Genomic DNA, 26,638 nt, shown 5'->3' on the forward strand with positions numbered 1-26,638 from the left:
CTCAGCCCTGGACGGGGCCGTTCGTCTCGCCTGCCAGTCCGAAGACCCTTCGCGCTCCCGCCAGCGCCACCAGGTGGACTGGTCTGGAGTCGCCCGGCTCGAACCGAACCGCGGTTCCGGCCGGAATGTCGAGGCGGAAACCACGAGCGGCCCGCCGATCGAAGGACAGCGCGGAGTTGACCTCGGCGAAGTGGAAGTGCGAACCGACCTGAATGGGACGGTCCCCGGTGTTGAGGACGTCCAGACTGAGGGTGGGGCGCCCCTCGTTGATGGTGATGGTGCCGCTCATGAGTCGGTACTCTCCCGGGATCATGGCAGCCTCCTGCGAATCGGGTCGTGAACGGAGACAAGCTTGGTTCCGTCGGGGAAGGTTGCCTCCACCTGGACCGCGCGGATCATCTCGGGGACTCCCTCCATGACGTCGTCATAGGTCAGCAGGGTGGTGCCGTAGGCCATGAGATCCGTGACCGTGCGCCCTTCGCGGGCTCCTTCGAGGATCTCAGCGGTGATGTAGGCGACTGCCTCAGGGTGATTGAGCCGGATTCCCCTGTCCTTGCGTCTTCGTGCCAGGTCCGCGGCGACGACGATGAGTAGCTTCTCCTGCTCACGAGGGGTGAGGTGCATCAGGGCTCTCCCAGAGACGGTTCGGAGCGGGCGCATAGGCGCGAGCTTGTCCGCGCACGACGGACGCTTATTAGGCAATGCCTTGTATGTTGCGGAAATATTTCCGGCTGTTGAGCGGCAAGGTTCAGGGTGCTCCTGCCCTTATCAGTTTTCCGCGTCATTGCGGGATGAGAATGATTCTGGTTGACGTGCCATCAATCTTCGGCGACGGGGGTCGATACTGAGGAAAAGAAGGGCCGGGATGCGTGCTGATGCGCATCCCGGCCCTGCATGGGTGGTACTGACCGTCAGCCCTGACGGGCCTTGAGGCGGGGGTTCTTCTTGTTGATGACGTAGGTGTGACCGCGGCGTCGGACCACCTTGGACCCCGGCTGCTTGGCCAGGGACCGGATCGAGGCACGAACCTTCATGTCGGTTCCTTTCCTTCTTCGTGTACAGCAATGACGGTGAGAGATCGAAGGGGAGGGGCGATGACGCCCCGCCTGCCCGACTAGCGTTTGCGCTTGCCGTAGCGGCGCTCGAACTTCTCCACCCGGCCGGCCGTGTCCAGGATCTTGCCCTGGCCGGTCCAGAACGGGTGCGAGGCGCTGGAGACCTCGACGTCGTAGACCGGATAGGTGTTGCCGTCCTCCCACTCGATGGTCTCCGACGACGTCAGGGTCGAACGGGTCAGGAAGGCGAAGTCGGCGGACTTGTCGCGAAAGACGATGGGCTGATAGCTGGGGTGGATCCCAGGGCGCATACGAGCTCCTTGGATGGGGGTGAATGTGAGAACTGACGTGGTGAACGAGTGCCGGCAGCGGTGCTGCGGGGGCGATGACTACGGGGCGCCGCGAGCCCCGGCGGGCACAGGCTCACAGGCCGTGCCCCGCTCGCGTCCGTCTACCAGGAGGACTTGACGATGCCCGGCAGCTCGCCGCGCAGCGCCATCTCGCGGAAACGCACCCGGGAGGTCCCGGTGACGCGCAGGTGCCCGCGCGGGCGGCCGTCCACCGCGTCGCGCCGACGCAGGCGAGTGGGGGAGGCGTCGCGCGGCAGTGCGTGCAACGCCGTCATCGCCTCATCGCGCTTCTCCTGGCTCAGGTGAGGGTTGACCGAGGCCCGCTTGAGCTCGGCGCGGCGCTCGGCATAACGCCCCACCACCTGCTGGCGGCGCAGCTCGGCGGTGATCTTGGACTTCTTGGCCATCAGCGCGACTCCTTGTACTCCACGTGCCGGCGCACCACCGGGTCGAACTTGCGCAGCACCAGCCGGTCGGGGGTGTTGCGGCGGTTCTTGCGGGTCACGTAGGTGTGGCCCGTGCCCGCGGTGGAGACCATCTTGATGATCGGCCGCAGGTCCTTTCCTCCCTTGGCTCCGCTCATGACAGCTTCTCCCCCCGAGCGAGCATCTGAGCCACGACGACGTCGATGCCCAGCTTGTCGATCGTGCGGATGCCCTTGGCGGACACCGTCAGGCGCACGGTGCGCCCCAGCGACGGCACCCAGTAGCGCTTGCGCTGCAGGTTGGGGTTCCAACGCCGGGGCGTGCGCTTGTGCGAGTGGGAGACGGACCGGCCGAAGACCGGCCGGGTTCCCGTGACTTGGCAGTAGGTGGTCATGACGAGCATGATATAAGAATGATTCTCAGTTTCGTCAACTCTGCTGGAGGACATCGTGACGGACTACTCCGCTGACCTCTTCGACAACTCCGCCGACATCCCCGGCCCCCCGGCCGGCAGCCGGCACGCCCTGGCCGTCGTCGGCGCTGTCGACCCCGCGCTGCTGGATCTGGTCGACCTCTCCCTGGCCGGCCAGGACGCCGTCGTCATCCGCGCTGGCCTCCACTTCGGCGCCGACGACGAGGCCGAGAGCAGTGAAGCCGGTGATGCGGGTGATGACGACCTGGTCCGGCTCGTCAGCCACAGCTCGGCCGACGGCTTCGATGACGACCCGGTGCGCCTCGATGTCCCCATGCCCTTCGCCTGCCCCACCTGCTCCCTGCGTGAGGTCCTGGTCGCCGTCGCCGAGGACCGCGCAGCCCAGGATCCGGGTGGCACCACCGTCATCCTCCTGCCGGCGGCCATCGAGCTCGCCCATCTCCTGCCCCGCCTGGCCGAGGACCTCGCCGGAACCGGTGTGAGGCTGGCCGGAGCCGCCCACGTCCTGGACGCCACCACCGCCGTGGACGAGCTCCTCGAGCACCGCTTGCTGGCCGCCTTCCCCGGCGACTGCCGCTGCACGGGCGCCGTCCACCTGGCCAACCTCGGATACGCCGACGTCGTCCTGGCCCTCGGTCGCGACGAGGACCCCGCCGGGGCCGACCTCATCGAGCACCTGCGCCCCCATGACGCCCTCCTGCTCCCGGGGCTCGACGCACCCCTCCTGGAGACCCTGACCGCCCTCACCCACGACGCCTCCTCCTCCCTGAGCCGTATCCATCCCGCTACCACCAGCGCCTGGGGCGGTCCCGACGACCACGGCGTGTGGACCCTGGACCTCAGCGCCACCCTGCCCTTCCACCCCGGGCGTCTGCGCGCCCTGGTCGTTGAGCTCGCCGGTCAGGGGCTGTGTGCTCGCGGCTGCTTCTGGCTGCCCAGCCGCCCTGGTCGGGTCTGTACCTGGGAGGTAGCCGGAGGCGCCGTGAGCGTCGGTGACGCCGGAACCTGGGGCGAGGTTCCATCCGCTGCGTCTGGTGTCGGCGAGGACGCCGCCGGCGAGCCCCGCTGCCACCTCGTGGTCACCGGTATCGGTGATACGGACATGCGCGAGCAGGTGCGTCGCGCCTTCGCCCGGATCCTCCTGCGCCCCGAGGAGATGTCTCAGGCCCTGGCCTGGATCGGCGCCGACGACGGCCTGGGCGACTGGTTCGGGCAGGAGGTCCAGGAGGACTGAACGCCCGCCTCAAGGTAAGAGACCTGCCTCGAGGCGGCACGGTTCCGTCCCGGCGCGGTAGGGTGTCCTCGTCGCGACTGGCGCCGGGTGGATCACCACCGGGGAGCGGCACGAACACGACTCCGGGGTCGCCCGCCTGGGCCACGGATCGCCCACCAGTGCGCGCACGCCGCCTGCTTCGTCGTGGCGTGCGCCCCACACCTGAGGAGAGACATGACCGCGCAAGCCGTCACCCCGTCCCTGAACCAGCCGCTGGCCGAGCTCGACCCGGACATTGCCGAGGTCCTCACCGGCGAGCTCGCCCGCCAGCGCGAGACCCTGGAGATGATCGCCTCGGAGAACTTCGTTCCCAGGGCCGTCCTGGAGTGCCAGGGCTCGGTTCTGACCAACAAGTACGCGGAAGGGTATCCCGGCCGCCGCTACTACGGCGGCTGCGAGGTCGTCGACGTCGCCGAGTCCCTGGCCATCGAGCGCGCCAAGGCCGTTTTCGACGCCGAGTGGGCCAACGTCCAGCCCCACTCCGGAGCCCAGGCCAACGCCGCCGTCCTCCACGCGCTGGCCACTCCCGGCGACACCCTCCTGGGCCTGTCCCTGGCCCACGGCGGCCACCTCACTCACGGCATGAAGATCAACTTCTCCGGCAAGAACTACAACGCCACCGCCTACGGCGTGGACGAGACCACCATGCGCATCGAGATGGACCAGGTGCGCGAGGCCGCCCTACGTGAGCGCCCATCGGTCATCATCGCCGGCTGGTCCGCCTACCCCCGCCACCTCGACTTCGCGGCCTTCCGCGCCATCGCCGACGAGGTCGGCGCCGCCCTGTGGGTGGACATGGCCCACTTCGCCGGGCTCGTCGCCGCCGGTCTGCACCCCAACCCCGTCCCGCACGCCGACGTCGTGTCCACCACCGTCCACAAGACCCTGGGCGGTCCTCGCTCCGGCATGCTCCTGTCCAGCCGTGCCGAGCAGTGGGGCAAGAAGCTCAACTCCGCCGTCTTCCCCGGCCAGCAGGGCGGTCCCCTCATGCACGTCATCGCCGCCAAGGCCGTGGCCATGAAGATCGCCGGCACCGAGGAGTTCCGCGAGCGCCAGGAGCGCACCGTGCGCGGTGCCGCCATCATCGCCGAGCGCCTGGGGGCCGACGACGTCAAGGCCGCCGGTGTCAGCCTCGTCACCGGCGGCACCGACGTCCACCTGGTGCTGGTGGACCTGCGCGACTCCTCCCTGGACGGCCAGCAGGCCGAGGATCTCCTGCACACCGCCGGCATCACGGTCAACCGCAACGCCGTCCCCTTCGACCCGCGTCCCCCGCGCGTGACCTCCGGGCTGCGTATTGGTACCCCCGCCCTGGCCACCCGCGGCTTCGGCGACGCCGAGTTCACCGAGGTCGCCGACATCATCGCCGCCACCCTCGTTCATGGCGCCGCCGGCACTGCCGATGACGAGACCCTAGCGGCTCTGCGCGGCCGCGTACGCGCCCTGACCGACGCCTTCCCCCTCTACCCGGGGCTGGCCCAGTGAGGGCCCCCTGGAACGGGGCCGCCCGGGTCCTGGACGGCAAGGCCACGGCCTCCGCTCTCAAGGCGGAGCTCAAGGAACGCGTCGCGGCGCTGCGCGAGCGCGGCGTCACCCCCGGCCTGGGCACGGTCCTGGTGGGGGAGGACCCCGGCAGCGTCAAGTACGTCGCCGGCAAGCACGCCGACTGCGCCGAGGTCGGCATCCTCTCCATCCGCGAGGACCTGCCAGCCTCCGCCACCCAGGCCGAGGTGGAGGCCGCTGTCGACCGCCTCAACGCGGACCCGGCCTGCACCGGCTACATCGTCCAGCTCCCGCTGCCGGTTGGCGTGGACACCAACGCCATCCTGGAGCGCGTTGACCCGGCCAAGGATGCCGACGGCCTGCATCCCACCAACCTGGGGCGCCTGGTGCTGCGGGCCTCGGGGCCCATCGACTCGCCCCTGCCCTGCACTCCGCGCGGCTGCATCGAGCTCATGGAGCGCCACGGCATCGACCTGGCTGGCCGCAACGTGTGCGTCGTCGGCCGCGGCGTCACGGTGGGCCGCTCCATCGGCCTGCTCCTGGGGCGCAAGGACGTCAACGCCACCGTCGACATCTGTCACACCGGAACCACCGACCTGGCCGACCACGTGCGCCGGGCCGACGTCGTCATCTCGGCGGCCGGCAGCTCCGGCATCATCACCCCGGAGATGGTGGCTCCTGGCGCCGTCGTGCTGGACGTGGGCGTCTCGCGCGTCGTCGACCCGGCCACCGGCAAGGGCCGTATCGCCGGTGACGTCGCCGACGGCGTCGATGAGGTGGCCGCCTGGCTCTCGCCCAACCCCGGCGGTGTGGGGCCCATGACCCGCGCCCTGCTGCTGGCCAACGTGGTCGAGACCGCGGAGCGCTCGCTGTAGGGACATCACCGGTCACCTGACCGGCCGTTTAACCTTAGGGCATGACGGACGAGTCCCACGGCGCCCACCCCTCCCATCCCCACCAGCCCATCCAGCCGGCTGAGACGGCCGATTCCCAGGAGCCAACTGCGACTTCCCCGGAGTCCGAGCCGACTCAGCCGGAGGCGTGTCCGCCGGAGCCTCGGAGGGTCGGCCTGCGGCGTCGGACCCTGCTCCTGGGGGCTGCCGGTGCCGGCGCCCTTATCGTGGGCGGAGCTGTCCTGGTGCGCTGCTCCACGGGGCGCAGGAGCTCGTCGGTCCCTACGGCCACGGACACGACCGACTCACCGGCCTCGGCCGCCTACCGCCCCGCCTACCACTACAGCCCTGCCACGGGGAACCTTGCCGACCCCAACGGCCTGGTCCTCTACGAGGACGAGTACCACCTCTTCCACCAGCAGGACGGCACCTGGGGCCACGCGATCAGCTCCGACATGGTGCACTGGAAGCGCCAGGAGGTGGCCCTGGAGCATGACGTGCAGGGCCTGGCCATGTCCGGCAGCTGCGTCGTCGACGGCGCTGACACCTCCGGCCTGGTCAAGGGCGGCGGCATGGTGGCCGTCTACACCTCCACCGAGGGTGGTGAGGCCCAGTCCCTGGCCTACTCCAGCGACCGGGGCCGCTCCTGGCAGCGCTTCTCCGGCAACCCCGTCATCCCCAACGACGGGCGCAAGGACTTCCGCGACCCCAAGGTCTTCTGGCACGAGGACTCCAAGGCCTGGGTCATGATCGTCTCCGCCGGGGACCATGTCTCTCTGTTCCGCTCCACCGATCTCAAGGCCTGGACCCACGCCAGCGACTTCGGCCAGGACATCGGCTCCCACGCCGCCGTATGGGAGTGCCCCGATCTCTTCCCCCTGACCGACTCCAGCGACGGCCGCACTCGCTGGGTCATGACCCTCTCGGTGGGTGCCAACGAGGAGACGGCCGGCTCCACCGCCCAGTACTTCATCGGGGACTTCGACGGCTCCGTCTTCTTCCCCGAGGACCGCCAGACCCGTTTCACCGACGCCGGCCAGGACTTCTACGCCGCCCAGAGCTTCGAGCACGTCGAGGGCCGCCGCGTGTGGATGGCCTGGCTGGGCAACTGGAACTACCCCTACTCGCTTCCCACTGGCGACTGGCGCGGCGAGATGAGCATCCCGCGTGAGCTGTCCCTGACCACCGTCGACGGCAAGCGCACCCTCATTCAGAAGCCCGTCCCCGAGCTCGACGCTCTGCGCGGCAAGGCCACCGACCTCGCCGGTCTCAAGGCCACCGACACGGTGACGGACCTGGGCACGGGCCGCACGGTCGAGATCGACCTGACCCTGGACCTCTCCCAGGCCTCGGAGGCCTGGCTGGGCCTGGCCCGCGGCGAGGTCGACGGTAGGACCCAGGAGGTGCGCGTCGGCGTCAACGTCTCGGCCGGCACTCTCTACCTGGACCGCACCAACGGAGGTCTCACGCAGGTCGACGGCAAGGACGAGGGCACCAGGACCGACTTCGCCCTGCGCCGCGAGGTGCCCCATCGTCCCACCGGCTCGACGGTGCGCCTGCACCTCTACCTCGACCGCTCCAGCCTCGAGGTCTTCGTCGACGACGGTGCCACCGTCGGCAGCCTCCTGGTCTTCACCGACCCCGGCTGCCAGGAGATCGTCCTGGGCGCCACGGGTACGGCCACCATCACCTCAGGCAGCCTCACACCGTTGACGGCCGCCCTGTAGGTGCGCGCCAGGAGAGCCCGACGACGATGAGGCGGGGTCCGCCGGAACACCTGTTCCGCGGACCCCGCCTCATCTCTGCGTGCTGTGGTGCAGTGGCGTCCTGCTCGCCCCGCCTACTTCAGACGCTGCGGGCGGGTGTCACCGCCGTTGTTCCGGGCCCGGTCGGAGGGGACGTCCCCGAATCCTCCCAGGCCGTTGGTGCCGTAGGTGCGGTCCACCGAGGTGGTGTCCCCGGAGATGGTGATCTTCGTCGTCGGGGCCAGCGAGCCTCCACGCACCGGGTTGCCGTCGTGGTTGCCACCGATGGAGTCGATGAAGGACGTCACCAGACCGCCCGGCATCACGTAGTGCGAGTAGGACTGGAAGGTGTACGGACTCTGGTTGAAGTCCGGCGTGTAGGGCTTACCCGGGTTGAAGTTGAGGTTGATCGGGTTGGCCAGCGCGATACCGGTGTTCTGGTTGAGCGGCTTGTAGTCCGATCGCAGCCCATCGCCCACGAACCCGTAGACGCCCTCGGGACCCTGGAGCCCGTCGGCGTAGGTCTCCCGGTGCGAGATCGTGAACAGGTAGTACTTGCCGTCCTGGAAGTAGATCTGCGGCCGTTCGGTCTGGTCGTTGACGCAGTTGCCGCTCAGCAGCGGAGGCAGGTACTCCCACTCGGTCATCGCCTTGTTCTTGGCCCGGGCCAGTCCCACGTTCGCCAGCTGGTAGTAGCCACCGCGCTGGTTGACCGCGTCGACCGTCTCCGCCTTGGGATCGCCCTTCTCGTAGCCGAGGTCCTCCTCGGTGCAGGTGGCCAGAGCGGTGTTCTGACCGGCCTTGGCGGCGGCGTCGACGTACTGCTGCTCACGCACGAAGGCCGAGTTGCCCTCGAAGACCATGTAGTCGGTGGGGTCGGAGGGGTTGTTCTGGTCGCGGAAGGTGAAGGGGTCGCGGAAGTTCACGCCCGGGTTCTGCTCGCGGGTCTGGTAGTACTTGCCGTCCGGGACGAGCAGCTGGTGCTGGGTTCGGAAGCCGGTGAGCCACACGCCGTTCTCGTCGGCGTGGATGCGTCCCTCGGACTGCACGATCCGCGGGTCGTAGGGCTTGGAGGCGCCGTTGTTGCCGTTCTGGCCGTAGCCGTTGTCCCCGCTGCCGCCGGTGGTGGTGTTGTAGAAGGCCACCGAGGTGTAGAACATGCGGATCTTGTTGCCCTCCATGAGGCGAGCCGAACCGGACCACTCGGTCTGGGCCGTGAAGCTCTGGTCCTCGAAGATCGAGCCGGAGGCGCCGTCGGGGAAGACGTGCCCGCCGTAGGTCCAGCCGCCGTTGGAGCTGTTCGCGCCGTCGGCCGAGGAGGTCTGCGTACCGGCCTTGCGGTAGAAGAAGCCCAGCCGCGCGTGGGTGTGGCGGTCGTCGAAGGTGTAGCCGGCGTGCCGGTCGGCCACCAGGGAGAAGGCGATCTCCCAGCCGTTGTAGGAGATCTGGTGGGCGGCGTCATCGGTCAGGGTCCAGGTGTCCCAGACCCACACGTCATCACTCGTGGCCGGGAAACCGTTGGAGATCTCCGGCATCGTGTACTGCTCGGGCATCGAGTTGGTGCCCGACGGCGCATTGGGGTTGGAGACCCGCTGGATCTGCATGGCGTCGGCGCGAGTCCACTTGGCCGTGTAGTTCTCCTCGACCCCGTGGGCCGCACCAGTGTGCTTGGTGGCGTTGGCCCAGCCCGGGTTGTCGGCCTTGAAGCCGTTCGCGTCCTGCGCAGCGGCGCCCGGAGCGGCCTGCTGGTCGGCCTGCCCGGCCTTCTGGTCCGCCTGGCCGGCCTGGGCTGGCTGGTCGGCGGGGGCCTGTGCGGCCTTCTGGTCGGCTCCCGCCTCGGGGGAGGCCTCGGCGGAGGTGCTGGGGCCGGGGGACGGGGTCTCGTCAGCGAGCGCAGTGGTTCCGGTCCCGGCAAGCAGGAGCCCGAGCGCCAGTGCCGCGGCCAGTCGTCTGCGACGGGCGCGGAACGAAGTGTGTGTCACGGTCATTGTCCGTACTGTCCTTACTCATGAGGGATGAGGGTGTCAGTGCGCCGTGAGCCGATGTTCTTGATCTCCCAGCCCCATACCTTAGGGGAACCTGAAGATTGGAGAACAGGTCTTTGGGTCCTCCTTCCAATGCCGGACACCTCCTACCAAAGGCGCACGCCCCGAGTTTTCAGGGTTTGTTGAGGATTTTGGCATTTTCAGTGATATACCCCACAACATGCTATGTTTTCGGCCGGTTAGTCTTGAGGTCGTTCTCCGTGAGCTGTCTGGTCTCCCACGCCTGTCGGTTCAGGCGGTCGCCCGTCGTCGGGCACCGTCTGCGTTACTTCGGAGATGCCTGTGAGTACCTTTCCCATCCGTCTGCGACGGTTAACCGCACCAACAACCGCTCTCCTGGCTGCGCTGGCCCTCGGCGCGGCCTCCTCGGCGGTGGCCGCCCCGACGTCGAACACGGCGGGGCAGTCCACCACGTCCCTGCGTGACGCCTCCACGGTGAGCCCCCAGTCCCTCGCCCAGATGGTCGCAGGCCCGAACGCGACCGTGACCAATGCGTCCGTCTCCGGCAAGGACGTCCAGATCGGCACCGTCAAGGGGCTGCCGGGCGACGGCAACGCCATCACCGAGGGGGTCGCCCTGTCCACCGGCTCCCTCATCGACCCCGACCCCGCCGCTGACTCCGACGTCGACTTCACCCGCTCCGCGGTCCTGGGTCCCAATGACGCCCTCGACACCACCGGCGACTTCGGCGTCGTCGAGGACCCGGCGAGTCTGGCGCAGGTGTCCGGGACCGATGTCTACGACGAGGCCGTCCTCGAGTTCGACGTCACCGCCACCAGCTCCAACGTGGTCCTCTACTACAGCCTCGGATCCGAGGAGTACGCCGGCGCCACCGAGGGCACCCCGGCCTCCTGGCAGTCACGCGGTTACAAGGACCCGTTGAGCATCCAGGTCAACGGCACCGAGTGCGCCTACGTACCCGGCTCCCAGACAGCCGTCAGCGCGTCCACCGTCAACGAGTCCTCGAACGCCGACTACTACACGGCCAACGTCTCGGGTCACACGCCGGGGAAGATCCCGGTGGAGTTCAACGGCTACACCTCCGCCCTGCCCTGCCAGGCCGCCGTGACCCCGGGCCAGACCGTGCACGTGCGCGTGGCCATCGCCGACGCCCAGGACGGCCAGCTCGACTCGACCGTGCTCCTGCGCACCCAGGGCCTGGGCTTCACCGACAAGCAGATCGCCGAACCCTGCACCGCCAAGGCCGGCACTTGCGACATCCCCGGCGCCGACAACGGTTCGAACGAGTCCAACGGCTCGAACGGGGCGGACAGTAACGGCTCGAACGCTCCTGTCGGCCAGGGCAAGCCGGGCGTCGCCGACTACGGCGCCGCCACGCCCACCTCGGGGACCAAGAGCGCCGTGGCCGGCCTGCCCCTGACCGGTACCCAGGCGCTGGCCGTGGCGATCGTCGCCCTGCTGCTCCTGGCCGGCGGTGGTATGGCGCTCATGCTGCGCCGGCGTCGCCTGACCGGTTCCGAGGCGGACTGAGGTCATGGGACTGCCGTGAGGCATCAGGTCGGGGGCGGGTGAAGGTCTTCTTCACCCGCCCCCGACTTATGCCTCAGGCCTTGCCCCGTAGACGGTGATGCTGCAAGACGGGTGGCGTCGGGATGATGTCAGTCCCGGTCCTGCCTAGAGGCTCGGCGCGCCGCCGCCTCCCTGGCCAGCATTGCGCAGCCCAAAACGCACAGCGGCATGGAGGTCAGCCACAGGACGGTGGTGAAGCGTGCTGGAAATGATGTCTGGGCCAGGACAGGAAGGAAAGCGGCAAGGACGACGATCGTCATCCAGAAGGCGACTCGTCGCCTGCTGCGCGACTCGGAATCGTTATCGACACTCATGACATGCTCCTCTCATCCAGTGATCTCGAACCGGCGGTTCTCCAGGCAGCCGGCGCGCAGGTCGGTGACGGTGACCTTGCGCACTGACGCCCACCGTGGTCCATGTCTCAGCCACGATATCAGTCGGGCCACAGCGCCCGGCTCACCTTGGGCCATGACCTCGACGTCGCCGTCAGGCAGGTTGCGGACCTGGCCCACGACGCCCAGGTCCTGGGCGGTGTAGGCGCAGTGGTAGCGGAAGCCCACCCCCTGGACGGTGCCGTGGACCAGGACGTGCACGCTTCTCACCCTCGTGCCGTTCTCGCTCATGCCCCTATCGTCTCAGGCTCGGCGCGTAGCAGGAACCGATGAGGCCCGGTGCAGGAACGGTTCAGGGATGGCTTGTACCCGACCGCGTAGTCTTGCCGCCATGCGTATCGCCACCGTCAACGTCAACGGCATCCGAGCCGCCGCCCGCAAAGGCATGGGGGAGTGGCTCACCGCCTCCGCCCCTGACATCCTCCTGCTTCAGGAGGTCCGCGCCGATGAGCGGATCGCGGCCGACCTCCTGCCCGGCTACGAGTCAGCCATCTGGCCGTGCCGCATCAAGGGGCGCGCCGGCGTGGGCGTCGCCGTGCGCGAGGGTGGTCCCGCCGGCCTCGGCGAGCTGCGCTACGGCGTGGCCGCTCCCGGGACTGAGGAACCCGACGTCGACTCCGGGCGCTGGCTCGAGGCGGACCTGACCCTCACCGGTCTCGACGGCCTCGAGCGGCTCACCATCATCTCCGCCTACCTCCACTCCGGCCAGCTCGGCACCGAGAAGATGGACCAGAAGTACGCCCACCTCGAGCTCGTCGACGCCCGCATGGCCGATCTTCTGGCCGCTGCCCGCAACAGTGGCCCCCAGGTCCTCATGGCTGGGGACCTCAACGTGGTGCGCTCCGAGCGCGATATCAAGAGCTGGAAGCCCAACCACAACAAGATCGCCGGAGTCATGGACGAGGAGATCGCCCACCTGGAGGGCTGGTTCTCCTCCGGCTGGGTGGACGCGTCGCGCCGCCTCGTGGGGGATGAGGAGCAGGGGCCCTACACGTGGTGGTCCCAGCGCGGCAAGGCCTTCGACAACAATGCCGGCTGGCGGATCGACTACCAGGTCATCACCCCCGCCCTGGCCGAGCGGGCCCGCAGCGTGGCCGTGGATCGGGCGCCCGACTATGCCTCGCGCTGGTCAGACCACGCCCCGCTCGTCATCGAGTACAGCTGATTCGGTTGAGTGCGACTGACTGTCTCTGAGCACCGATGAACGGGGGCGGGCGCGTTGTGAGCGCCCGCCCCCGCGATCAGCGGATCAGTAGCGGATGGCGTCGATCGGCCGGATACGGGTGGCCACAATCGCCGGGATGATCCCCGCCAGGGCGCCGACGGCGGTGGCCGCAACGAGACCGATGGCGGCGGCCACCATGGGGAAGGGCGGCGTAGTGGTGACCGGGATGCCCAGGTAGGCGGCCCACGGCAGGGTGCGTATCCCGATGATCGCGAGCCCGATGCCGACGATTCCGGCCACCACCGTGGCCACCACCGACTCCATCATGATGGAGAAGAAGATGCGCCGGCTCGTAGCTCCGAAGGAGCGCCGCACCCCGATCTCGTGAATGCGCTGGCGCACCGTCACCAGGGCGATGTTGACCAGGCTCAGGGCGCCCAGAAGCATGACGAACACGCCCGCGGCCGTGACCACCTTGGTGAAGGTGCCCGCGCTGGAGCTCAGGCTGCCGCCGGAGAGGTTGTCGGAGGCCTGGGTCGAGCCTTGGCCGAAGCGGGCATCCAGGTCCTTCCTGGCCAGACCCGCCATCTCCTTGGCACCGCTCTTTCCGGCCCAGACCTCCAGGGTAGGAGCGGGACGATCAGCATCCTTGGGCAGCCAGCTCTCGTAGGGGGTGTTGAGGGCGAAGGCGGTGACGGGCTGCGTGCACGGCAGGCCCGCGTCCCGCTCAGGGTCCCCGCTGCAACCGATGAGGGAGAGGTCCTCCGCCTCCAGCACCCCGACGATCGTGAAGGAGGTCTGTACGGGGGAGAAGGAGGTGACGGTGATCGGCCCGCTGAACTGCTGGATCCCCATCGCGTCGAGGAACCCCTGGGTGACGACCAGGCTCGGGGAGAGGTCATCCTCGTCCTGCGCGGTGAACCAGCGCCCCTGGGCCACGGTCTTGTGGTGCAGCAGCCCGTAGCCCAGGCTCACGGTCTGGGTGGAGACGGACCGTGAGCCGTCGGGGAAGGAGAAGCGCACGTTGGAGGTATAGGTCGTCGCCCAGGACTTGATGTCGTAGCGCTCGACGAAGCTGGTCATCGCCCCTGAGATCCTCGCGGAGGTGGCGGCGCTGGTGGTGCTCGTGTCCGAGCTGCCCGCACCACCGCCCGAGCCCCCGGAGCCCGCTGAGCTGCCGCTGCCCTGACCGCCCCCGGCGCCACCGGTGCTGCTGCCGGTGCTCGCGTCCGCGCTCGCCTCGGGGGCGTCGTCGGCCTGGACCACCTGACTCAGGCCCTTGCCGGTGGGGTTGACGCTGATCGTCACCGTGCCCTGCCGACCGTTGTACTTCTCACCGACCTTGTTGATCGCGGTGACGGAGACCTGCCCCAGGGCGATGACGAAGGTCATGGCGGCCACCGCGGCCGCCACGCCCACCAGGGACAGCAGGACCCGCAGCTTGCCGATGCGCAGCTGGGCCCAGGCCTCGACGAGGGCGCCGAAGAATCCGGTGAGAATGCCGTTCATGAGGCTCCTTCGCGGCTGGTGGGAGCGGTGGGGTGGGGGGAGTCCGGTGGGGCGACGACCTCGCTGAACTCCTCCAGGCTGCCGACCTGCTGGCGCTTGACCGAGATCGGAGTGAGGACGCCGTGGTCGAGGCGGTACTGCGTGTGGGCGCGTCCGGCCACGGCCAGGTCGTGGGTGATGATGATGAGAGCGGCTCTGTTCTCGGCGCACTGGCGCTCCAGGAGCGCCATGACCGAGTTGCCGGTGTCGACGTCGAGGGCGCCGGTGGGCTCATCGGCGAGAATGACGCTGGGGCGCCGGGACAGGGCTCGGGCGATGGCGACTCTCTGCTGCTCACCACCTGAGAGGCGTGAGATGGGCGAGTCCACGCGGTCTCCCAGGCCCACGGCCTCGAGCAGCTCGGCCGCGCGCGTGCTGCGGGTCCAGAAGGCCCTGCCGTTGTCGTACAGGAGCGGGGCGGCGACGTTCTCGGTGGTGCTCAGTCCCGAGATGAGGTTGAAGGACTGGAAGACGAAGCCGAAGGTCCGTCCCCGAAGGTGGGCGCGACGGCTCTCGCCGAGCCGGGAGGTGTCGGTGCCGCCCAGCGTGTAGGAGCCCGACGTCGGCTGGTCGATGAGTCCCAGGATGTTGAGCAGTGTGGACTTGCCGGTTCCCGAGCGCCCCACGATGGCCACGTGCTCGCCGGGGGAGACGCTCAGGTCGACGCCGGTGAGGATCTTCAACGGTGCGGAGTCGGGCACGGCGAAGGTGCGGGTGATCCCCCGCAGCTCCAGCAGCTCGCTCACAGGATCTCCTTGCCGTCGGAGTCGTAGCAGGCGGAGTTGTCCTGCTCGCAGGTGTCCGGCGTCCCGGTGCGGCGCGTGTCCTTGTTGGGCACGAACTGCAGGACCTTCTGGTCCGCCTTGAGGCCGGCGGTGACCTGGATGTTCGTGCCGTCGGTGATCCCCAGGGTGACCGCGGTCTTGACGGCCTTGGACGTGTCCCCGGAGTCGGGAACCAGCCAGACGAAGCCAGAGCCGACCTTGCCCTCCACGGCGGTGACCGGCACCAGCAGGGTGTCGGAGGCACTGCCCGCGTCGACGCTGATGGTGGCGGGCATGCCGGCGAAGACCTTCTGGTCCGCGGGCACTGAGCAGCGCATCTCCACGCTGGTTCCGTCACCGGAGGTGGTGGTCGTCGAGCCGTCCCCGCCGGTGGTGGTGGAGGTGGTGGACTTGGTCCCGATCTTGAGGCTGTTGCACTGGAAGGGGGCCGGGCCGCCCTCCAGCGTCACGGTTGCGGCGGTGGGGGCGTTGGTGAGTCGGTACTGCTGGGAGGCGCTGACGGTGCCGGTGGCCGAGTAGGTCGAGGGAGCGATGGTGGCGACGACGACGCCGACGCCGGTCTCCTGCTGCTTGATGACCTTGGGGGTCACGGTGCCGCTGACGGGGGCGTAGATCGTGGACCAGGTGACCTTGTCCGCCACCGGTGTCTGGGTGACGTTGCCCTCCTCATCCGTTCTGGTCACCGGGTTCTGAGGCTCGGAGTGCTTGATGTAGAGCAGAGGCTCGCCGGCATTGACCTGCGTGTCCTTCTCCACGGCGACCGAGTCCACCACGCCGGCCAGGTCGGCCTGGACGTCGACGGCGGCGTCCTGGACGATGCGCCCCTTGACCTCGACCGTGTTGGAGATGCTGCCGGTGGTCACGGTGGCGGTCTTGACGTCGGCGGCGTAGCCGGGGGAAATATCGGCGGTCGCGCCCTCGTTCTGCGAGGGGAAGAAGGCGATCTTCACCAGGGCGACGGCGACAACCACCGCGAGGAAGGTCTTGAGGGCGGGCCAGACAAAGCGCTTCACGGCGTCCTCCATGATGACAACGGAAGCGGAACCGGGTGGGGAGCCCGCGTTCCGCATTAATACGGTCAAAGACTATGGTAAGGACGCTTGTCTGACCTCATTCTGGAGGATGAATGCTGAAAGTCCTCTCCAACCGAGGTTGGAGAGGACTGAGTACCGTCAGGTACGTGTGGGAGTCGGCGGTGTCGTGCGGCTCAGACGAGTCGGCCCGCCGGAGCGGCGGGAACCGCGTCGAGGAAGGCCGGCGGGTTGAAGCCCTCACGCTCGTAGGCCCCTGCCACGGCGGTGGCCACCTCATGGACAGCATCTGCGTCCACCAGGGCGATCGCCGAGCCGCCGAAGCCACCGCCGGTCATACGAGCCCCGTGAGCGCCAGCGGTGCGGGCCGCCTCCACAGCCACGTCCAGCTCGGGGCAGGTGCACTCGTAGTCCACGCGCAGCGACTCGTGCGAGGCGTCCATGAGCCTGCCCGTCTCGGCGAGCTTCTCGCCGCGCAGGGGGCGCCCGTCCTGCAGGAGCGCCACGAGCTGGCGGGTGCGGTCGATCTCAGTGACCACGTGCCGGGTGCGCTTGACCAGCTCGATGGCATCGTCGTCGGCGCAGGAGAGCCGCTCCAGGGCGCCGGGCAGGTCCCCGATCGCGACGTCCGCGAGGAGCTCCACCCCGAGGATCCGGGCGGCGCGCTCGCAGGCGGCTCGCCTGGCGCCGTACTGGCCGTCGTCCAGGGAGTGCTTGGCCTTGGTGTCGATGACCAGCAGGGCCAGCCCCTCGGCGGTCAGGTCGAAGGGTACGTGGGCCACCGATCCGTCGCGGCAGTCCAGTTCCAGGGCGTGGCCCTCGCGGCAGCGCAGGGAGGCCGACTGGTCCATACCGCCGGTGGGGGCTCCGGCCATCTCGTTCTCCGTGCGCACGCAGTTGGTCACCAGGCGGGCGCGGCCCGCGTCGTTGGGCTCCTCGGGGGTTCCGGCCAGCCCCAGGCCCGCGACCTCGTCGATGGCGACGGCCGCCGAGCACTCCAGGGCGGCGGAGGAGGACAGTCCGCCGCCCAGGGGCACGCAGGAGACGAGGGCGGCGTCGAAGCCGGGCAGGTTCTTGAATCCGTCGCGCTCCAGGGACCAGGCGACGCCGGCGATGTAGGCCGCCCAGTGCTCCACCTCCCCGGGGGTCCCCTTCGGACCGATCGTGTCCAGGTCCATGACGTCGACCTTCTCCCGCGTCTGGGGGGAGACCAGCCGCACGATGCGGTCGTTGCGACGCCGCAGTGCCAGGTGAGCCCTGTGGGGCAGGGCGATGGGCAGGGCCAGGCCGCCGTTGTAGTCGGTGTGCTCGCCGATGATGTTGACACGTCCGGGGGCGTACCAGACGCCGTCGGGCTCGGCCTCGAAGACCTCGCGGAACAGGGTGGTCGCGGCCTCAGCGCCCTCCTGCGGGCTCAGGGCGGGGGCGAAGACGGGAGCATCGTTGGTCATCGTGGTCTCCTGTAGTGAGTTGTGCGTTGGGTGAGTGGGTGGAGTGCTGTTGAGGACGAGGAGCTGCCGGGGTCAGGCTGCGACGGTCAATCGGGTTCCGGCCTGCTGGAGGGCGTCGACGGTGTCGGCGTCGGGCTCGGCCTCGGTGACGAGGACCCCGATGTCCCGGGTGGCGCAGAAGGACCTCAGCCCCAGGACTCCCCACTTGGAGGAGTCCAGCGTGGCCACCACCGTGCGCCCGGCGGCGACGAGTGCCTGGTTGGCGGAGGCCTCCAGCAGGTTGGGGGTCATGAGCCCCGCCTCGGGGGTGAAGCCGTGGGCGCCCAGGAAGACCCACTCCACGCGCATCGTGCGCAGCGCGTCGACGGCCACCAGTCCCACCAGGGCGTTCGACGGCGTGCGCTCGCCCCCGGTGACGACCACCGTGGGGGCGTCGCGGTTCTCGGCGCGGGCGGCGTCGGCGGCGTCGAAGAGGACCTGTGCGGCGGGCAGCGAGTTCGTGATGACGGTCAAGGTGGCGAAGTGCTCCAGCTCGGTCAGGGCCTGGGCGAGCGCCAGCGTGGTGGTCCCGGCCGACAGCGCCAGGGAGTCCCCGGGGCGAACCATCTCGGCGGCGGCCTGGCCGATGCGACGCTTGGCGTCCAGGTTGAGGGTGGACTTGGCGGTGAAGCGCGGCTCGAGGGTGGTGGGGCCGGCCGCCACCGCACCGCCGTGGACGCGTTCGACGAGCCCCTGGGTAACGAGCTCGGTGATGTCGCGGCGCACGGTCATCTCCGAGATCCCCAGCTCCTCGACGACATCGGCCACGCGGATGCCACCGGTGGTCGCGACCCGCTCCAGGATGTGCTCCTGGCGCTGGCGGGCGAGCATCGGGGCCGGTCGGGACGAGCCGATGGAGGAGGCTGAGGGGCCGGGTTGCATGGGACCAGTCTGCCAGACCTCAACGGTGAAAACACCATGTTCGCACGTTCCCGCACAGAGTCGAGCAGAGGAGGTAGGCGGTAGTTCGATTTTCAGCCATTCGGTCGGTCATGGCACACTTGTCCCGCTCGCGCGGCGCCCCCGGCTGGGACGCGGAGGGTGTGGCGCGGTAGTGTGTTCAGGTCACCCTCAGGACATCCGGTCGTCCTGACGCACGACTCCATATCAGTCAGCATCAGTCAACATCAGCCAGCCGTCCCGTAGGAGCTCAGGAGCCATGCAGATCCCCGCACCAGGCGCTCACCAGTGCGTCATCGGTGTGGCCATCGCCCTGCCATCCCACTACGCCGCCCAGGTGCGGGAGGTGCGGGAGGCCGCCGGCGACCCCCTGGCCGAGGTCGTCCCGCCCCACATCACCCTGCTGCCGCCCACTGCCGTCGACGTCGACTCGCTCGACGAGGTCATGCGGCACCTGCGCAACGTGGCTGCCGGGACGACGCCCTTCGATGTGCACCTCGACGAGGTCGGTACCTTCCGCCCCGTCAGCCCGGTGGTCTACCTCGGCCTGCGCAGCGGCGCTGAGGAGTGTGACCGCCTCCAGGGGCGGGTCCGCGACCGTCGCGGCCCCCTGGCCCGGTCGCTCAGCTTCCCCTTCCATCCGCACGTGACCCTGGCCCACGAGGTCGCTGATGACGGCCTCGACACCGCAGCGAGAAAGGGCGCTGAGCTGACCATGGACTTCACCGTCACCAAGCTCCACCTCTACCGCCACCTCAGTCAGCCCGGTCACTCCGCCAGGCGAGGCAGCACCGGGCGCCCGAGCCTCGCAGGAGGCTGGGAGGTGGCAGCCGCCTTCGCCTTCGGGGGCTCTCTGGTGCCCGCCGCGGCTGAGGAGGCCGAAGCGCCTACCGTCTCGCCGGCTCCGACAACTCCCGTGGTCTCGGTGTGATCGAGCGCGTCAAGGCGCTGGTGGCGGCCGGCCGGCGCACGCGGGTCGGCCGGACCCTGATCCGCTACGGCACGGCGCGCGGTGCGCTCATGGCCGGAGGGATCGCCTACACGGGTATGTTCTCAGTCTTTGCGGTGCTCGTCATCGGCGTGAGCATGCTCATGGCGATGCTCGGTAATCGTCCCACCCTCCGCGCGGCCGTCGTCGACTCGATCAACTCCCTTCTGCCCGGCGTCATCGACACCGGCAACGGCCAGGGGCTGGTCTCGGTGGAACAGCTGACGCTCACCTCGGCGCTCAATCTGGGCTCCGTGGTGGCGGTAGGGGCGCTCATCTACTCGGTCATCAGCCTCATGGGCACTCTCAAGATCGCGCTGCGCGCCATGTTCGGGCTGGTCAACCCCGTGATGAGGCCGATGATCGGGCAGCTGGCGAATATCGCCGGGTTCCTCGTCATCGTGGCCGGGGTGCTCGTGACTGCCGTGGCCTCGGTGGTGACGACGACGCTGTCCGGTAACGTCGGTCGGGCCCTGGGGCTGCCGGATTCATTGACCGGTACCGGGGCGTGGTTGACGACGCTCCTCATCTCCTTCCTCATCGACACCGGTGTCCTGGCGCTCCTCATCACCATCTGCGGCGTCCGTCCTCCCCGACGCGATCTGACGCTGGGCTGCATGCTGGGCGCCTTCGCACTCGGCGTGCTGCGCCAAGTGGGGACCGGTGCGGTCAGCTCGGTGTCCCGCAATCCTCTCCTGGCCTCCTTCGCCGCCATCGCTGTCCTCGTCCTGTGGCTGCATCTGACCAGTCGTACCGTGCTGCTCGTGGCGGCCTGGATGGCCAACCCGCCGCTGCCTCGCGACGTCGACCACCCCGACGAGGTCCACGCCCACGAGCGCCCCAACTACGTGACGCTCTCCGTGCCCGAGACCCTGACCTGGCCCCGCCAGTCCATCACCGGCAGCCTCGAGGCAGACCCCACGGCGCACCCCGACTACGTTCCCCCGGTGCCGATTCCCTGAGCGCGGCTGGAACCGCTTTTGTGGGGAAGTGGGAGCGCCGTCAGGTGCCGTACGCACCTCATCAGTCTATGCGGAGGTGGTTGATGAGTTCTGGATACAAAATTCTCACGAATTCAAAAGGGAACTAGGCCTCAAGTATTCCGGGGCACCTGGGCTGGCCGCTGATTCGGAGATCGTCTGTGCATCGGTGAGATGTGAGTCCAAGGATTTTGATGCCCTTGTTGATGCGGGTAACATTATGGCGTCGAACATGACTCGCGTATTATTTCTCACGAAAGGAGTCGCAGTGTCAGCGGCTAAACGAGTACTTATCGTCGCGCTGGTTCTGCTGGTGTCTGGAGCAGGAGCCATCGGGATTAGTCTTATTCCTCCGAGTGGTCCGGGGCCTAAGTATGAATGCGTCACCGACGAGCCCGTCAGCTCCGGGTTCAGTGATCCGGACCAGGGGGACTGTCCCATCACGATTGAGAGCCATAGGGCTCGTACCCGGTGGGAGAACCGAGGTTGGCTCGGCGAGAGCGCCTATCCGGTTCGCAAGGTGGCGGCTGGTGGGGTGGTGCTCGGCATCGTCGGTCTGATTGCCGCCGGGATTGTGAAAGCGGCTCAGTCGAGGAAGGTCGTTCGGCCGGGGATGTAGGTGCTGAGACCGGGGCTGTGGTGTGTGCGAGGCGGCTGCTCGAACGGATAGCCTGTGCCGGTGACTGATACTCCTGCTGACCCTGGCAAGCTCGATCACGCCGTGCGTCCTGAAGGCTCCGGTCCTTCCGGTGGCTCGGCCCCGGCCATCCACGCCATCATCCCCGCCGGAGGGGCGGGCACCCGGCTGTGGCCGCTCAGCCGGCGTCACCGCCCCAAGTTCCTCCTCGACCTCACTGGGGTCGGTCGCAGCCTCCTGCAGGACACCGTCGAGCGTCTGGCGCCGCTGGCCGCCACGACGACGGTCGTCACCGGTATCGCCCACATCGCCGCCGTGGCAGACCAGCTCCCGGACATCCCGCGCGACAACCTCCTTGCCGAGCCCTCCCCGCGCGACTCCATGGCGGCTATCGGCCTGGCCGCCGCCGTCATCGCCCACCGCCACGGGCGCGACGCCATTGTCGGGTCCTTCGCCGCCGACCACACGGTGGCCGACCGGGCCTCCTTCGCCGGTGCCGTGCGCCAGGCAGCCCTCCTGGCCGAGCAGGGCTGGGTGGTCACCATCGGGATCGAGGCCACCGGCCCCTCGACCGCCTTCGGCTACATCCATGCCGGAGACCCCACCAATGTGCCCGGCGCCCCCGACGGTCTCAGAGTCCTGGGCTTCACCGAGAAGCCTGACGCCGACACCGCCGCCGCCTACCTGGCTACCGGCGACTATCGCTGGAACGCCGGCATGTTCGTGGCCCGCACGGGCGTGCTCCTGGATCACCTGGCCGAGCTCAGGCCGCAGCTGGCCGCCGGCATCGAGGCCATCGCCGCAGCCTGGGACACCCCCGAGCGCGAGGAGGTCCTGGCCGAGCGCTGGCCGGCCCTGGAGAAGATCGCCATCGACCACGCCATCGCCGAGCCGGTAGCCGCCGCCGGGGGAGTGGCCGCCGTGCCCGTCTCCATGGGGTGGAACGACGTCGGCGGTTTCGATGCCCTGACGGAGCTCGTGGCCTCTCGCACCGAGGGACTGGCAGACGGGGCGCGAGTGCTCGACGGCGTCGACGCCTCGGCTCCCGAGGCCCCTCGGGCTGACGTCCGGGCGATCGGCTCCGACGGTGCCCTCATCGCCCCCACCTCCGGACGCACGGTGGTGCTGCTCGGCGTACCGGGCGCCGTCGTCGTCGACACACCCGACGCACTCCTGGTCACTACGCCTGAGCACGCCCAGGACGTCAAAGGCGTCGTCGACGCCCTGAGGGCGGCCGGGCGTGAGGACCTGCTCTAGCGAGTCTCACCAGAGCCACGGGTCTGAGACCCTCGAAGGGCCCGGCGCCGGGAGAAGAGATCCCCCGATACCGGCCCCAACGCGGCGAAACCGACACGGTCGTAAGCCGGCCCTGGTGAATCGCACGGTGTGAGAATCACGTGCTTTCGCATATCCTTGGAAACCGAACGTGCCACCTGCCGCACGCGAGAACCACGGAGGTTTCCATGAACAAGGCCTGCTCCGCGATGACGCTCGGCGCGGCCCTGGCCCTGGTCCTGGCCGCCTGCGGGACGCCGCCGGCGCAGCGGCCCACCCGCAACCTGGAGGGCGCCAAGGACTTCACCGCCTGCATGCTCTCCGACGAAGGCGGATTCGACGACCACTCCTTCAATGAGTCCGGCAAGAAGGGTCTGGACCGGGCCGGCAAGGAGCTGGGGGTCAAGACCATCGCCGTGCAGTCGGAGAGCTCGGCCGACTACGCCACCAACATCTACGCGCTCATCCAGCAGAACTGCAAGCTCGTCATCGGCGTCGGCTTCAACATCGCCGCCGACCTGACCGAGTCGGCCAAGGCCAACCCTGACATCCAGTTCGCCCTCATCGACGCCTCCTTCATCGGAGCCGACGGACAACCTGCCACTCTGCCCAACGCCAAGCCGCTGCTGTTCAAGACGGCCGAGGCCGCCTACCTGGCTGGATACGCCGCCGCCGGTACCTCCCGGACCGGGGTGGTGGGCACCTACGGCGGCAAGCCCCTGCCCACCGTCCAGATCTTCATGGACGGCTTCGCCAGAGGTGTGGCCCGCTACAACGAGGACACCGGTGCCTCCGTCCAGGTCAAGGGCTGGGACGCCACCACCGGCAAGGGCGGGTCCTTCGTAGGCAACTTCTCCGACGCCGCCAAGGGCCAGGCCATCACCGAGCAGTTCATCTCCCAGGGGGCGGACATCATCATGCCGGTGGCCGGCCCCGTCGGCCAGGGCACGCTGTCCTCCGTCAAGCAGAAGAACGACGCCGGTGGCGCCAACGCCGTCATCTGGGTCGACTCCGACGGCTACGCCTCCACCGGTGATGGCAGCATCATCATGACCTCGGTGGTCAAGGAGATCGGAAACTCGGTGCTCGACACCGTCAAGGACGCCTCCGAGGGCAGGTTCTCCGCCGATCCCTACATCGGAACCCTCGAGAACGAGGGTGTGGCCACTGCCCCCTTCCACGACTTCGACTCCCGGGTACCCGAGCCGGTCAAGGCCCGGATCGAGGAGCTTCGCACCCAGATCGTCGACGGGTCTCTCGATGTCTCGACCCCCTACGACCCCTCCTGAACGCCCGCCCGGGGCCGGCGCCCCGGGCCTCCACCGCCACCCGGAAGCGAGCCTGTTGTGAAGCTTGAGCTGCGCGGAATCACGAAGGCCTTCGGGCCGCTCGTGGCCAACGACCACATCGACCTGACCGTCGAGCCCGGGCAGATCCACGCCCTCCTGGGTGAGAACGGCGCGGGCAAGTCCACGCTGATGAACGTCCTCTACGGCCTCCACCAGCCCGACGCCGGACAGGTCCTCATCGACGACGAGCCCGTCACCTTCTCCGGGCCGGGTGACGCCGTGGCCGCCGGCATCGGCATGGTCCACCAGCACTTCATGCTCGTGCCTGTCTTCACCGTGGCCGAGTCCGTCGCCCTGGGCTACGAGCCGGTGGGGCCGCTGGGGATCATCGACGCCGGTGCCGCCGCGGCCAAGGTCACCGAGATCTCCCGCCGCTTCGGCTTCGACGTCGACCCCAATGCCCTCGTCGAGGACCTGCCCGTGGGCGTCCAGCAGCGCGTGGAGATCATCAAGGCCCTGGCCCGCGACGCCAAGGTCCTCATCCTCGATGAGCCCACCGCTGTGCTCACCCCGCAGGAGACCGATGAGCTCATCACCATCATGCGAGAGCTCAAGGCCTCGGGCACCTCGATCGTCTTCATCACCCACAAGCTGCGCGAGATCCGCGAGGTCGCCGACATCATCACCGTCATCCGCCGCGGCCGCGTCGTCGGCACCGCCGAGCCCACCGCCTCGGCCTCCGAGCTCGCCGGCCTCATGGTCGGCCACGACGTCTCCCTCACCGTTGACAAGCCCCCGGCCGACCCCGGGGACAACGGGCTCGTCCTGGACGGTATCAGCCTCGTCGAGGACGGCACCGTCCTGCTCGACGACATCGACCTGCGCGTGCGCGCCGGCGAGATCCTCGCCATCGCGGGCGTCCAGGGCAACGGGCAGACCGAGCTGAGCGAGGTCATCCTGGGGCTGCGCTCGCCGATCACCGGCACTATCGCCTTCGACGGCCACGACGTCACCCGCCACGGGGTGCGCCGTCGGCTGCGCTCGGGGCTCGGCTTCGTCCCCGAGGACCGTTCCACCGACGGCATGGTCGCCGAGCTCTCCGTCGCCGAGAACATGATCCTCGACCGCTACGACGACCCCTCCCTGGGGCGCGGCCCGTCACTGTCCCCAACGCGCGTGCGCCAGGCCGCCCACCGGATGCGCGAGGAGTTCGACGTGCGCGTCACCGACGTCGACGACGCCATCTCCACCCTCTCGGGAGGGAACCAGCAGAAGGCCATCCTCGCCCGCGAGCTCTCCCGGCCCCTCAAGGTCCTCGTCGCCTCCCAGCCCACCCGCGGTCTGGACGTGGGCTCCATCGAGTTCGTCCACCAGCGCCTCGTCGCCGAGCGGGATACCGGCACCGCCGTCCTCATCATCTCCTCCGAGCTCGATGAGATCTACGCCCTGGCGGACAGGATCGCCGTCATGTACCGCGGGCGGATCGTCGGCACCGTCCCCGCCGACACCGCCAGAGACGCCCTGGGCCTCATGATGGCCGGCACCCCCGCCGAGGAAGCCCACGACCCTCAGGAGCAGCCACGATGAGCACCCCCACCACCGGCTCCAGTACCGCACCGACGCCGACGAACCAGTCCGAGGACCGCTCCGCGCGCAGCCGGAGCAGCCGGCCGGCCGGCCAGGCCGCCCTGCTGCGGCAGGTCGCCTCCTCTCCCGCCATGGTCGGGCTCCTGGCGATCCTGACCGCCCTGCTCCTCAGCTCGATCCTCATCCTCGCGGCCGACTCCGAGGTGCGCTACACCGCCACCTACCTGCTCAACCGTCCCGGCGACTTCCTCCACGCCGCCGGATCCACTCTGAGCGAGGCCTACAGCTCCCTGCTGCGCGGCGCCATCCTCGACTGGCGCGCCACCACGGGCGTGCGCATGATCCGCCCCATCACCGACACCCTGACCAACGCCACCCCGCTCATCATCGCGGGGCTCGGCATGGCCGTGGCCTTCCGCGCCGGCCTGTTCAACATCGGCGGCCAGGGGCAGATGATCCTCGGGGCGATCACGGCCTGCTACGCGGGTATCTCCTGGAACATGCCGCCGGCGGCCCACCTGATCGTGGCCGTCGTCGGGGCGGCCCTGGGAGGTCTGGTGTGGGGCGGAATCGCCGGCGTCCTCAAGGCCCGCACCGGTGCCAACGAGGTCATCGTGACGATCATGCTCAACTCGATCGCCGCCCACCTGCTGTCCCAGTTACTCAGCCTCAAGGCCTTCAACGGGGAGGGGGAGACCGGCAACCGCAAGTCACTGGCCGTGGCCGACACCGCTCAGTACCCCTCGCTGGCCGGCAGCTCCTTCCGCCTCCACGCCGGCTTCATCCTGGCCCTCTTGGTCGCCGTGGCGGTGTGGTGGCTCATGGAGCGTTCCCGCCTCGGCTTCCAGCTGCGGGCCACCGGCCTCAACGCTGATGCCGCTCGCACCGCCGGTATGAGCGTGCCGTGGGTGACGAGCCTGGTCATGATGATCTCCGGCGCCCTGTGCGGGCTGGCCGCCACCGCGCCGGTCCTGGGAACCCAGAAGGGCATGGACGAGTCCGTTGTGGGGACCATCGGGTTCGACGCCATCACGGTGGCGCTGCTGGGGCGCTCCCGGCCCGTAGGAACCGTCCTGGCCGGCCTGCTCTTCGGGGCGCTGCGCGCCGGCGGCACCGCCATGCAGGCGGCGCCGGGCACCCACATCAAGATCGTCCTGGTCCTGCAGTCCACGATCGTGCTGTTCATCGCCGCACCGCCCCTGGTCCGGACCATCTTCCGACTCCCGGAGCGCCGAGAGTCTCAGGACGGCGGCGCCGATCCGTCCTCCGCCTCAGCCCCGGCTACGGCGCCCGCCCCGGCCGCGAAGGAGGCCTGAGCC

General features: G+C 69.1%; 28 protein-coding genes and 1 riboswitch. Of the genes, 13 read left to right on the plus strand and 15 right to left on the minus strand.

Annotated elements, in window-relative coordinates; genetic code table 11:
• Position 1: 1 nt before the first annotated feature.
• The 7 genes from HMPREF9056_RS06175 to rpmB form a co-directional block, all read right to left on the minus strand.
• Positions 2-313, minus strand: a complete 312-nt coding sequence (locus HMPREF9056_RS06175) for an urease subunit beta (RefSeq protein WP_009403828.1) — start codon at positions 311-313, stop codon at positions 2-4.
• The gene (locus tag HMPREF9056_RS06180; RefSeq protein WP_003782040.1) at positions 310-624 is read right to left on the minus strand and encodes an urease subunit gamma; all 315 of its coding nucleotides are present in this window, start codon (positions 622-624) and stop codon (positions 310-312) included. Before HMPREF9056_RS06180 ends, HMPREF9056_RS06175 begins: the two co-directional genes overlap by 4 nt.
• 287 nt (positions 625-911) lie before the next feature.
• On the minus strand, positions 912-1,034 hold the full coding sequence (gene ykgO / locus HMPREF9056_RS06185; RefSeq protein ID WP_003782012.1) for a type B 50S ribosomal protein L36: 123 nt from the start codon (positions 1,032-1,034) through the stop codon (positions 912-914).
• Between the two features lie 80 nt (positions 1,035-1,114).
• On the minus strand, positions 1,115-1,366 hold the full coding sequence (locus HMPREF9056_RS06190) for a type B 50S ribosomal protein L31 (RefSeq protein ID WP_009403829.1): 252 nt from the start codon (positions 1,364-1,366) through the stop codon (positions 1,115-1,117).
• Positions 1,367-1,506: 140 nt separating this feature from the next.
• The gene (gene rpsN, locus HMPREF9056_RS06195) at positions 1,507-1,812 is read right to left on the minus strand and encodes a 30S ribosomal protein S14 (protein WP_009403830.1); all 306 of its coding nucleotides are present in this window, start codon (positions 1,810-1,812) and stop codon (positions 1,507-1,509) included.
• A complete protein-coding gene (gene rpmG, locus HMPREF9056_RS06200; RefSeq protein WP_003782014.1) occupies positions 1,812-1,988 on the minus strand; it encodes a 50S ribosomal protein L33 in 177 nt (58 codons plus the stop codon). The genes rpsN and rpmG overlap by 1 nt, the downstream gene beginning before the upstream one ends.
• Positions 1,985-2,224 carry a 50S ribosomal protein L28 gene (gene rpmB / locus HMPREF9056_RS06205; RefSeq protein WP_034514114.1) on the minus strand — a complete coding sequence of 80 codons (240 nt, stop codon included), beginning with the start codon at positions 2,222-2,224 and terminating at the stop codon, positions 1,985-1,987. Before rpmB ends, rpmG begins: the two co-directional genes overlap by 4 nt.
• A gap of 55 nt (positions 2,225-2,279) precedes the next feature.
• Here rpmB and HMPREF9056_RS06210 point away from each other — a divergent pair, with 55 nt between their 5' ends.
• From HMPREF9056_RS06210 to HMPREF9056_RS06225, 4 genes are all read left to right on the plus strand, one after another.
• A complete protein-coding gene (locus HMPREF9056_RS06210; RefSeq protein ID WP_009403832.1) occupies positions 2,280-3,497 on the plus strand; it encodes a GTP-binding protein in 1,218 nt (405 codons plus the stop codon).
• A gap of 63 nt (positions 3,498-3,560) precedes the next feature.
• Positions 3,561-3,646: riboswitch (ZMP/ZTP riboswitch) on the plus strand.
• Positions 3,647-3,710: 64 nt separating this feature from the next.
• Positions 3,711-5,021 carry a serine hydroxymethyltransferase gene (glyA, locus tag HMPREF9056_RS06215; protein WP_009403833.1) on the plus strand — a complete coding sequence of 437 codons (1,311 nt, stop codon included), beginning with the start codon at positions 3,711-3,713 and terminating at the stop codon, positions 5,019-5,021.
• Positions 5,018-5,914: a bifunctional methylenetetrahydrofolate dehydrogenase/methenyltetrahydrofolate cyclohydrolase gene (locus tag HMPREF9056_RS06220; protein WP_009403834.1), complete on the plus strand. Its 897-nt coding sequence runs from the start codon at positions 5,018-5,020 to the stop codon at positions 5,912-5,914. Before glyA ends, HMPREF9056_RS06220 begins: the two co-directional genes overlap by 4 nt.
• A 41-nt stretch (positions 5,915-5,955) precedes the next feature.
• Positions 5,956-7,659, plus strand: a complete 1,704-nt coding sequence (locus tag HMPREF9056_RS06225) for a glycoside hydrolase family 32 protein (RefSeq protein WP_009403835.1) — start codon at positions 5,956-5,958, stop codon at positions 7,657-7,659.
• 113 nt (positions 7,660-7,772) lie between these two features.
• Here the strand turns inward: HMPREF9056_RS06225 and HMPREF9056_RS06230 are convergent, their stop codons facing one another.
• Positions 7,773-9,665 (minus strand): glycoside hydrolase family 68 protein, encoded by a 1,893-nt coding sequence (locus tag HMPREF9056_RS06230; protein ID WP_009403836.1) that lies wholly within the window; start codon positions 9,663-9,665, stop codon positions 7,773-7,775.
• Between the two features lie 333 nt (positions 9,666-9,998).
• On the opposite strand from HMPREF9056_RS06230, the gene HMPREF9056_RS06235 reads away from it, so the two are divergent.
• Positions 9,999-11,213 carry a choice-of-anchor L domain-containing protein gene (locus HMPREF9056_RS06235; RefSeq protein ID WP_009403839.1) on the plus strand — a complete coding sequence of 405 codons (1,215 nt, stop codon included), beginning with the start codon at positions 9,999-10,001 and terminating at the stop codon, positions 11,211-11,213.
• A gap of 128 nt (positions 11,214-11,341) precedes the next feature.
• Here the strand turns inward: HMPREF9056_RS06235 and HMPREF9056_RS06240 are convergent, their stop codons facing one another.
• Together HMPREF9056_RS06240 and HMPREF9056_RS06245 are read right to left on the minus strand one after the other, a co-directional pair.
• Positions 11,342-11,566: a hypothetical protein gene (locus HMPREF9056_RS06240; protein ID WP_009403840.1), complete on the minus strand. Its 225-nt coding sequence runs from the start codon at positions 11,564-11,566 to the stop codon at positions 11,342-11,344.
• 12 nt (positions 11,567-11,578) lie between these two features.
• Positions 11,579-11,875 (minus strand): acylphosphatase, encoded by a 297-nt coding sequence (locus HMPREF9056_RS06245; RefSeq protein WP_009403841.1) that lies wholly within the window; start codon positions 11,873-11,875, stop codon positions 11,579-11,581.
• Positions 11,876-11,975: 100 nt separating this feature from the next.
• Here HMPREF9056_RS06245 and HMPREF9056_RS06250 point away from each other — a divergent pair, with 100 nt between their 5' ends.
• Positions 11,976-12,809, plus strand: a complete 834-nt coding sequence (locus HMPREF9056_RS06250; RefSeq protein WP_009403842.1) for an exodeoxyribonuclease III — start codon at positions 11,976-11,978, stop codon at positions 12,807-12,809.
• An 84-nt stretch (positions 12,810-12,893) separates the two neighbouring features.
• Here HMPREF9056_RS06250 and HMPREF9056_RS06255 read toward each other — a convergent pair whose 3' ends face one another.
• The 5 genes from HMPREF9056_RS06255 to HMPREF9056_RS06275 all read right to left on the minus strand — a co-directional run bounded on the left by HMPREF9056_RS06255 (position 12,894) and on the right by HMPREF9056_RS06275 (position 18,545).
• Positions 12,894-14,318 (minus strand): ABC transporter permease, encoded by a 1,425-nt coding sequence (locus HMPREF9056_RS06255; RefSeq protein ID WP_009403843.1) that lies wholly within the window; start codon positions 14,316-14,318, stop codon positions 12,894-12,896.
• Positions 14,315-15,103, minus strand: coding sequence for an ABC transporter ATP-binding protein (locus HMPREF9056_RS06260; RefSeq protein WP_009403844.1), 789 nt, complete (start codon positions 15,101-15,103; stop codon positions 14,315-14,317). Before HMPREF9056_RS06260 ends, HMPREF9056_RS06255 begins: the two co-directional genes overlap by 4 nt.
• Positions 15,100-16,167 carry a biotin/lipoyl-binding protein gene (locus HMPREF9056_RS06265; RefSeq protein ID WP_009403845.1) on the minus strand — a complete coding sequence of 356 codons (1,068 nt, stop codon included), beginning with the start codon at positions 16,165-16,167 and terminating at the stop codon, positions 15,100-15,102. The genes HMPREF9056_RS06260 and HMPREF9056_RS06265 overlap by 4 nt, the downstream gene beginning before the upstream one ends.
• A gap of 182 nt (positions 16,168-16,349) precedes the next feature.
• Entirely contained in the window at positions 16,350-17,624 is a 1,275-nt protein-coding gene (gene galK, locus HMPREF9056_RS06270) for a galactokinase (protein WP_009403846.1), read from the minus strand.
• 72 nt (positions 17,625-17,696) lie between these two features.
• Positions 17,697-18,545 (minus strand): DeoR/GlpR family DNA-binding transcription regulator, encoded by an 849-nt coding sequence (locus HMPREF9056_RS06275; protein WP_253269954.1) that lies wholly within the window; start codon positions 18,543-18,545, stop codon positions 17,697-17,699.
• 277 nt (positions 18,546-18,822) lie between these two features.
• Between HMPREF9056_RS06275 and HMPREF9056_RS06280 the strand changes: the two genes are divergently transcribed.
• The 7 genes from HMPREF9056_RS06280 to HMPREF9056_RS06305 all read left to right on the plus strand — a co-directional run bounded on the left by HMPREF9056_RS06280 (position 18,823) and on the right by HMPREF9056_RS06305 (position 26,635).
• The gene (locus HMPREF9056_RS06280) at positions 18,823-19,494 is read left to right on the plus strand and encodes a 2'-5' RNA ligase family protein (RefSeq protein WP_009403848.1); all 672 of its coding nucleotides are present in this window, start codon (positions 18,823-18,825) and stop codon (positions 19,492-19,494) included.
• The gene (locus HMPREF9056_RS06285; protein WP_009403849.1) at positions 19,491-20,513 is read left to right on the plus strand and encodes a YihY/virulence factor BrkB family protein; all 1,023 of its coding nucleotides are present in this window, start codon (positions 19,491-19,493) and stop codon (positions 20,511-20,513) included. Before HMPREF9056_RS06280 ends, HMPREF9056_RS06285 begins: the two co-directional genes overlap by 4 nt.
• A 76-nt stretch (positions 20,514-20,589) precedes the next feature.
• Entirely contained in the window at positions 20,590-21,150 is a 561-nt protein-coding gene (locus HMPREF9056_RS14660) for a hypothetical protein (protein ID WP_253269955.1), read from the plus strand.
• A gap of 54 nt (positions 21,151-21,204) precedes the next feature.
• On the plus strand, positions 21,205-22,425 hold the full coding sequence (locus HMPREF9056_RS06290) for a mannose-1-phosphate guanylyltransferase (protein ID WP_157185025.1): 1,221 nt from the start codon (positions 21,205-21,207) through the stop codon (positions 22,423-22,425).
• 206 nt (positions 22,426-22,631) lie between these two features.
• Positions 22,632-23,732, plus strand: coding sequence for a BMP family protein (locus HMPREF9056_RS06295; protein ID WP_009403853.1), 1,101 nt, complete (start codon positions 22,632-22,634; stop codon positions 23,730-23,732).
• Positions 23,733-23,789: 57 nt separating this feature from the next.
• Complete coding sequence (locus tag HMPREF9056_RS06300; protein WP_009403854.1) at positions 23,790-25,319, plus strand: ABC transporter ATP-binding protein; 1,530 nt, start codon at positions 23,790-23,792, stop codon at positions 25,317-25,319.
• Positions 25,316-26,635 carry an ABC transporter permease gene (locus HMPREF9056_RS06305; RefSeq protein WP_009403855.1) on the plus strand — a complete coding sequence of 440 codons (1,320 nt, stop codon included), beginning with the start codon at positions 25,316-25,318 and terminating at the stop codon, positions 26,633-26,635. The genes HMPREF9056_RS06300 and HMPREF9056_RS06305 overlap by 4 nt, the downstream gene beginning before the upstream one ends.
• The last annotated feature ends 3 nt before the right edge of the window (positions 26,636-26,638 follow it).

The sequence above is a fragment of the Actinomyces sp. oral taxon 170 str. F0386 genome, from assembly GCF_000195595.1.
GTDB lineage: Bacteria > Actinomycetota > Actinomycetes > Actinomycetales > Actinomycetaceae > Actinomyces.

What these genes read in the sequence shown, in the direction of transcription:
- HMPREF9056_RS06175 (WP_009403828.1), bottom strand. Translation starts at nt 313, where the DNA reads ATGATCCCGGGAGAGTACCGACTCATGAGCGGCACCATCACCATCAAC.
- HMPREF9056_RS06180 (WP_003782040.1), bottom strand. Translation starts at nt 624, where the DNA reads ATGCACCTCACCCCTCGTGAGCAGGAGAAGCTACTCATCGTCGTCGCC.
- ykgO (WP_003782012.1), bottom strand. Translation starts at nt 1,034, where the DNA reads ATGAAGGTTCGTGCCTCGATCCGGTCCCTGGCCAAGCAGCCGGGGTCC.
- HMPREF9056_RS06190 (WP_009403829.1), bottom strand. Translation starts at nt 1,366, where the DNA reads ATGCGCCCTGGGATCCACCCCAGCTATCAGCCCATCGTCTTTCGCGAC.
- rpsN (WP_009403830.1), bottom strand. Translation starts at nt 1,812, where the DNA reads ATGGCCAAGAAGTCCAAGATCACCGCCGAGCTGCGCCGCCAGCAGGTG.
- rpmG (WP_003782014.1), bottom strand. Translation starts at nt 1,988, where the DNA reads ATGAGCGGAGCCAAGGGAGGAAAGGACCTGCGGCCGATCATCAAGATG.
- rpmB (WP_034514114.1), bottom strand. Translation starts at nt 2,224, where the DNA reads ATGACCACCTACTGCCAAGTCACGGGAACCCGGCCGGTCTTCGGCCGG.
- glyA (WP_009403833.1), top strand. Translation starts at nt 3,711, where the DNA reads ATGACCGCGCAAGCCGTCACCCCGTCCCTGAACCAGCCGCTGGCCGAG.
- HMPREF9056_RS06225 (WP_009403835.1), top strand. Translation starts at nt 5,956, where the DNA reads ATGACGGACGAGTCCCACGGCGCCCACCCCTCCCATCCCCACCAGCCC.
- HMPREF9056_RS06230 (WP_009403836.1), bottom strand. Translation starts at nt 9,665, where the DNA reads ATGACCGTGACACACACTTCGTTCCGCGCCCGTCGCAGACGACTGGCC.
- HMPREF9056_RS06235 (WP_009403839.1), top strand. Translation starts at nt 9,999, where the DNA reads ATGCCTGTGAGTACCTTTCCCATCCGTCTGCGACGGTTAACCGCACCA.
- HMPREF9056_RS06240 (WP_009403840.1), bottom strand. Translation starts at nt 11,566, where the DNA reads ATGAGTGTCGATAACGATTCCGAGTCGCGCAGCAGGCGACGAGTCGCC.
- HMPREF9056_RS06245 (WP_009403841.1), bottom strand. Translation starts at nt 11,875, where the DNA reads ATGAGCGAGAACGGCACGAGGGTGAGAAGCGTGCACGTCCTGGTCCAC.
- HMPREF9056_RS06250 (WP_009403842.1), top strand. Translation starts at nt 11,976, where the DNA reads ATGCGTATCGCCACCGTCAACGTCAACGGCATCCGAGCCGCCGCCCGC.
- HMPREF9056_RS06255 (WP_009403843.1), bottom strand. Translation starts at nt 14,318, where the DNA reads ATGAACGGCATTCTCACCGGATTCTTCGGCGCCCTCGTCGAGGCCTGG.
- HMPREF9056_RS06265 (WP_009403845.1), bottom strand. Translation starts at nt 16,167, where the DNA reads ATGGAGGACGCCGTGAAGCGCTTTGTCTGGCCCGCCCTCAAGACCTTC.
- galK (WP_009403846.1), bottom strand. Translation starts at nt 17,624, where the DNA reads ATGACCAACGATGCTCCCGTCTTCGCCCCCGCCCTGAGCCCGCAGGAG.
- HMPREF9056_RS06275 (WP_253269954.1), bottom strand. Translation starts at nt 18,545, where the DNA reads ATGCAACCCGGCCCCTCAGCCTCCTCCATCGGCTCGTCCCGACCGGCC.
- HMPREF9056_RS06280 (WP_009403848.1), top strand. Translation starts at nt 18,823, where the DNA reads ATGCAGATCCCCGCACCAGGCGCTCACCAGTGCGTCATCGGTGTGGCC.
- HMPREF9056_RS06295 (WP_009403853.1), top strand. Translation starts at nt 22,632, where the DNA reads ATGAACAAGGCCTGCTCCGCGATGACGCTCGGCGCGGCCCTGGCCCTG.
- HMPREF9056_RS06305 (WP_009403855.1), top strand. Translation starts at nt 25,316, where the DNA reads ATGAGCACCCCCACCACCGGCTCCAGTACCGCACCGACGCCGACGAAC.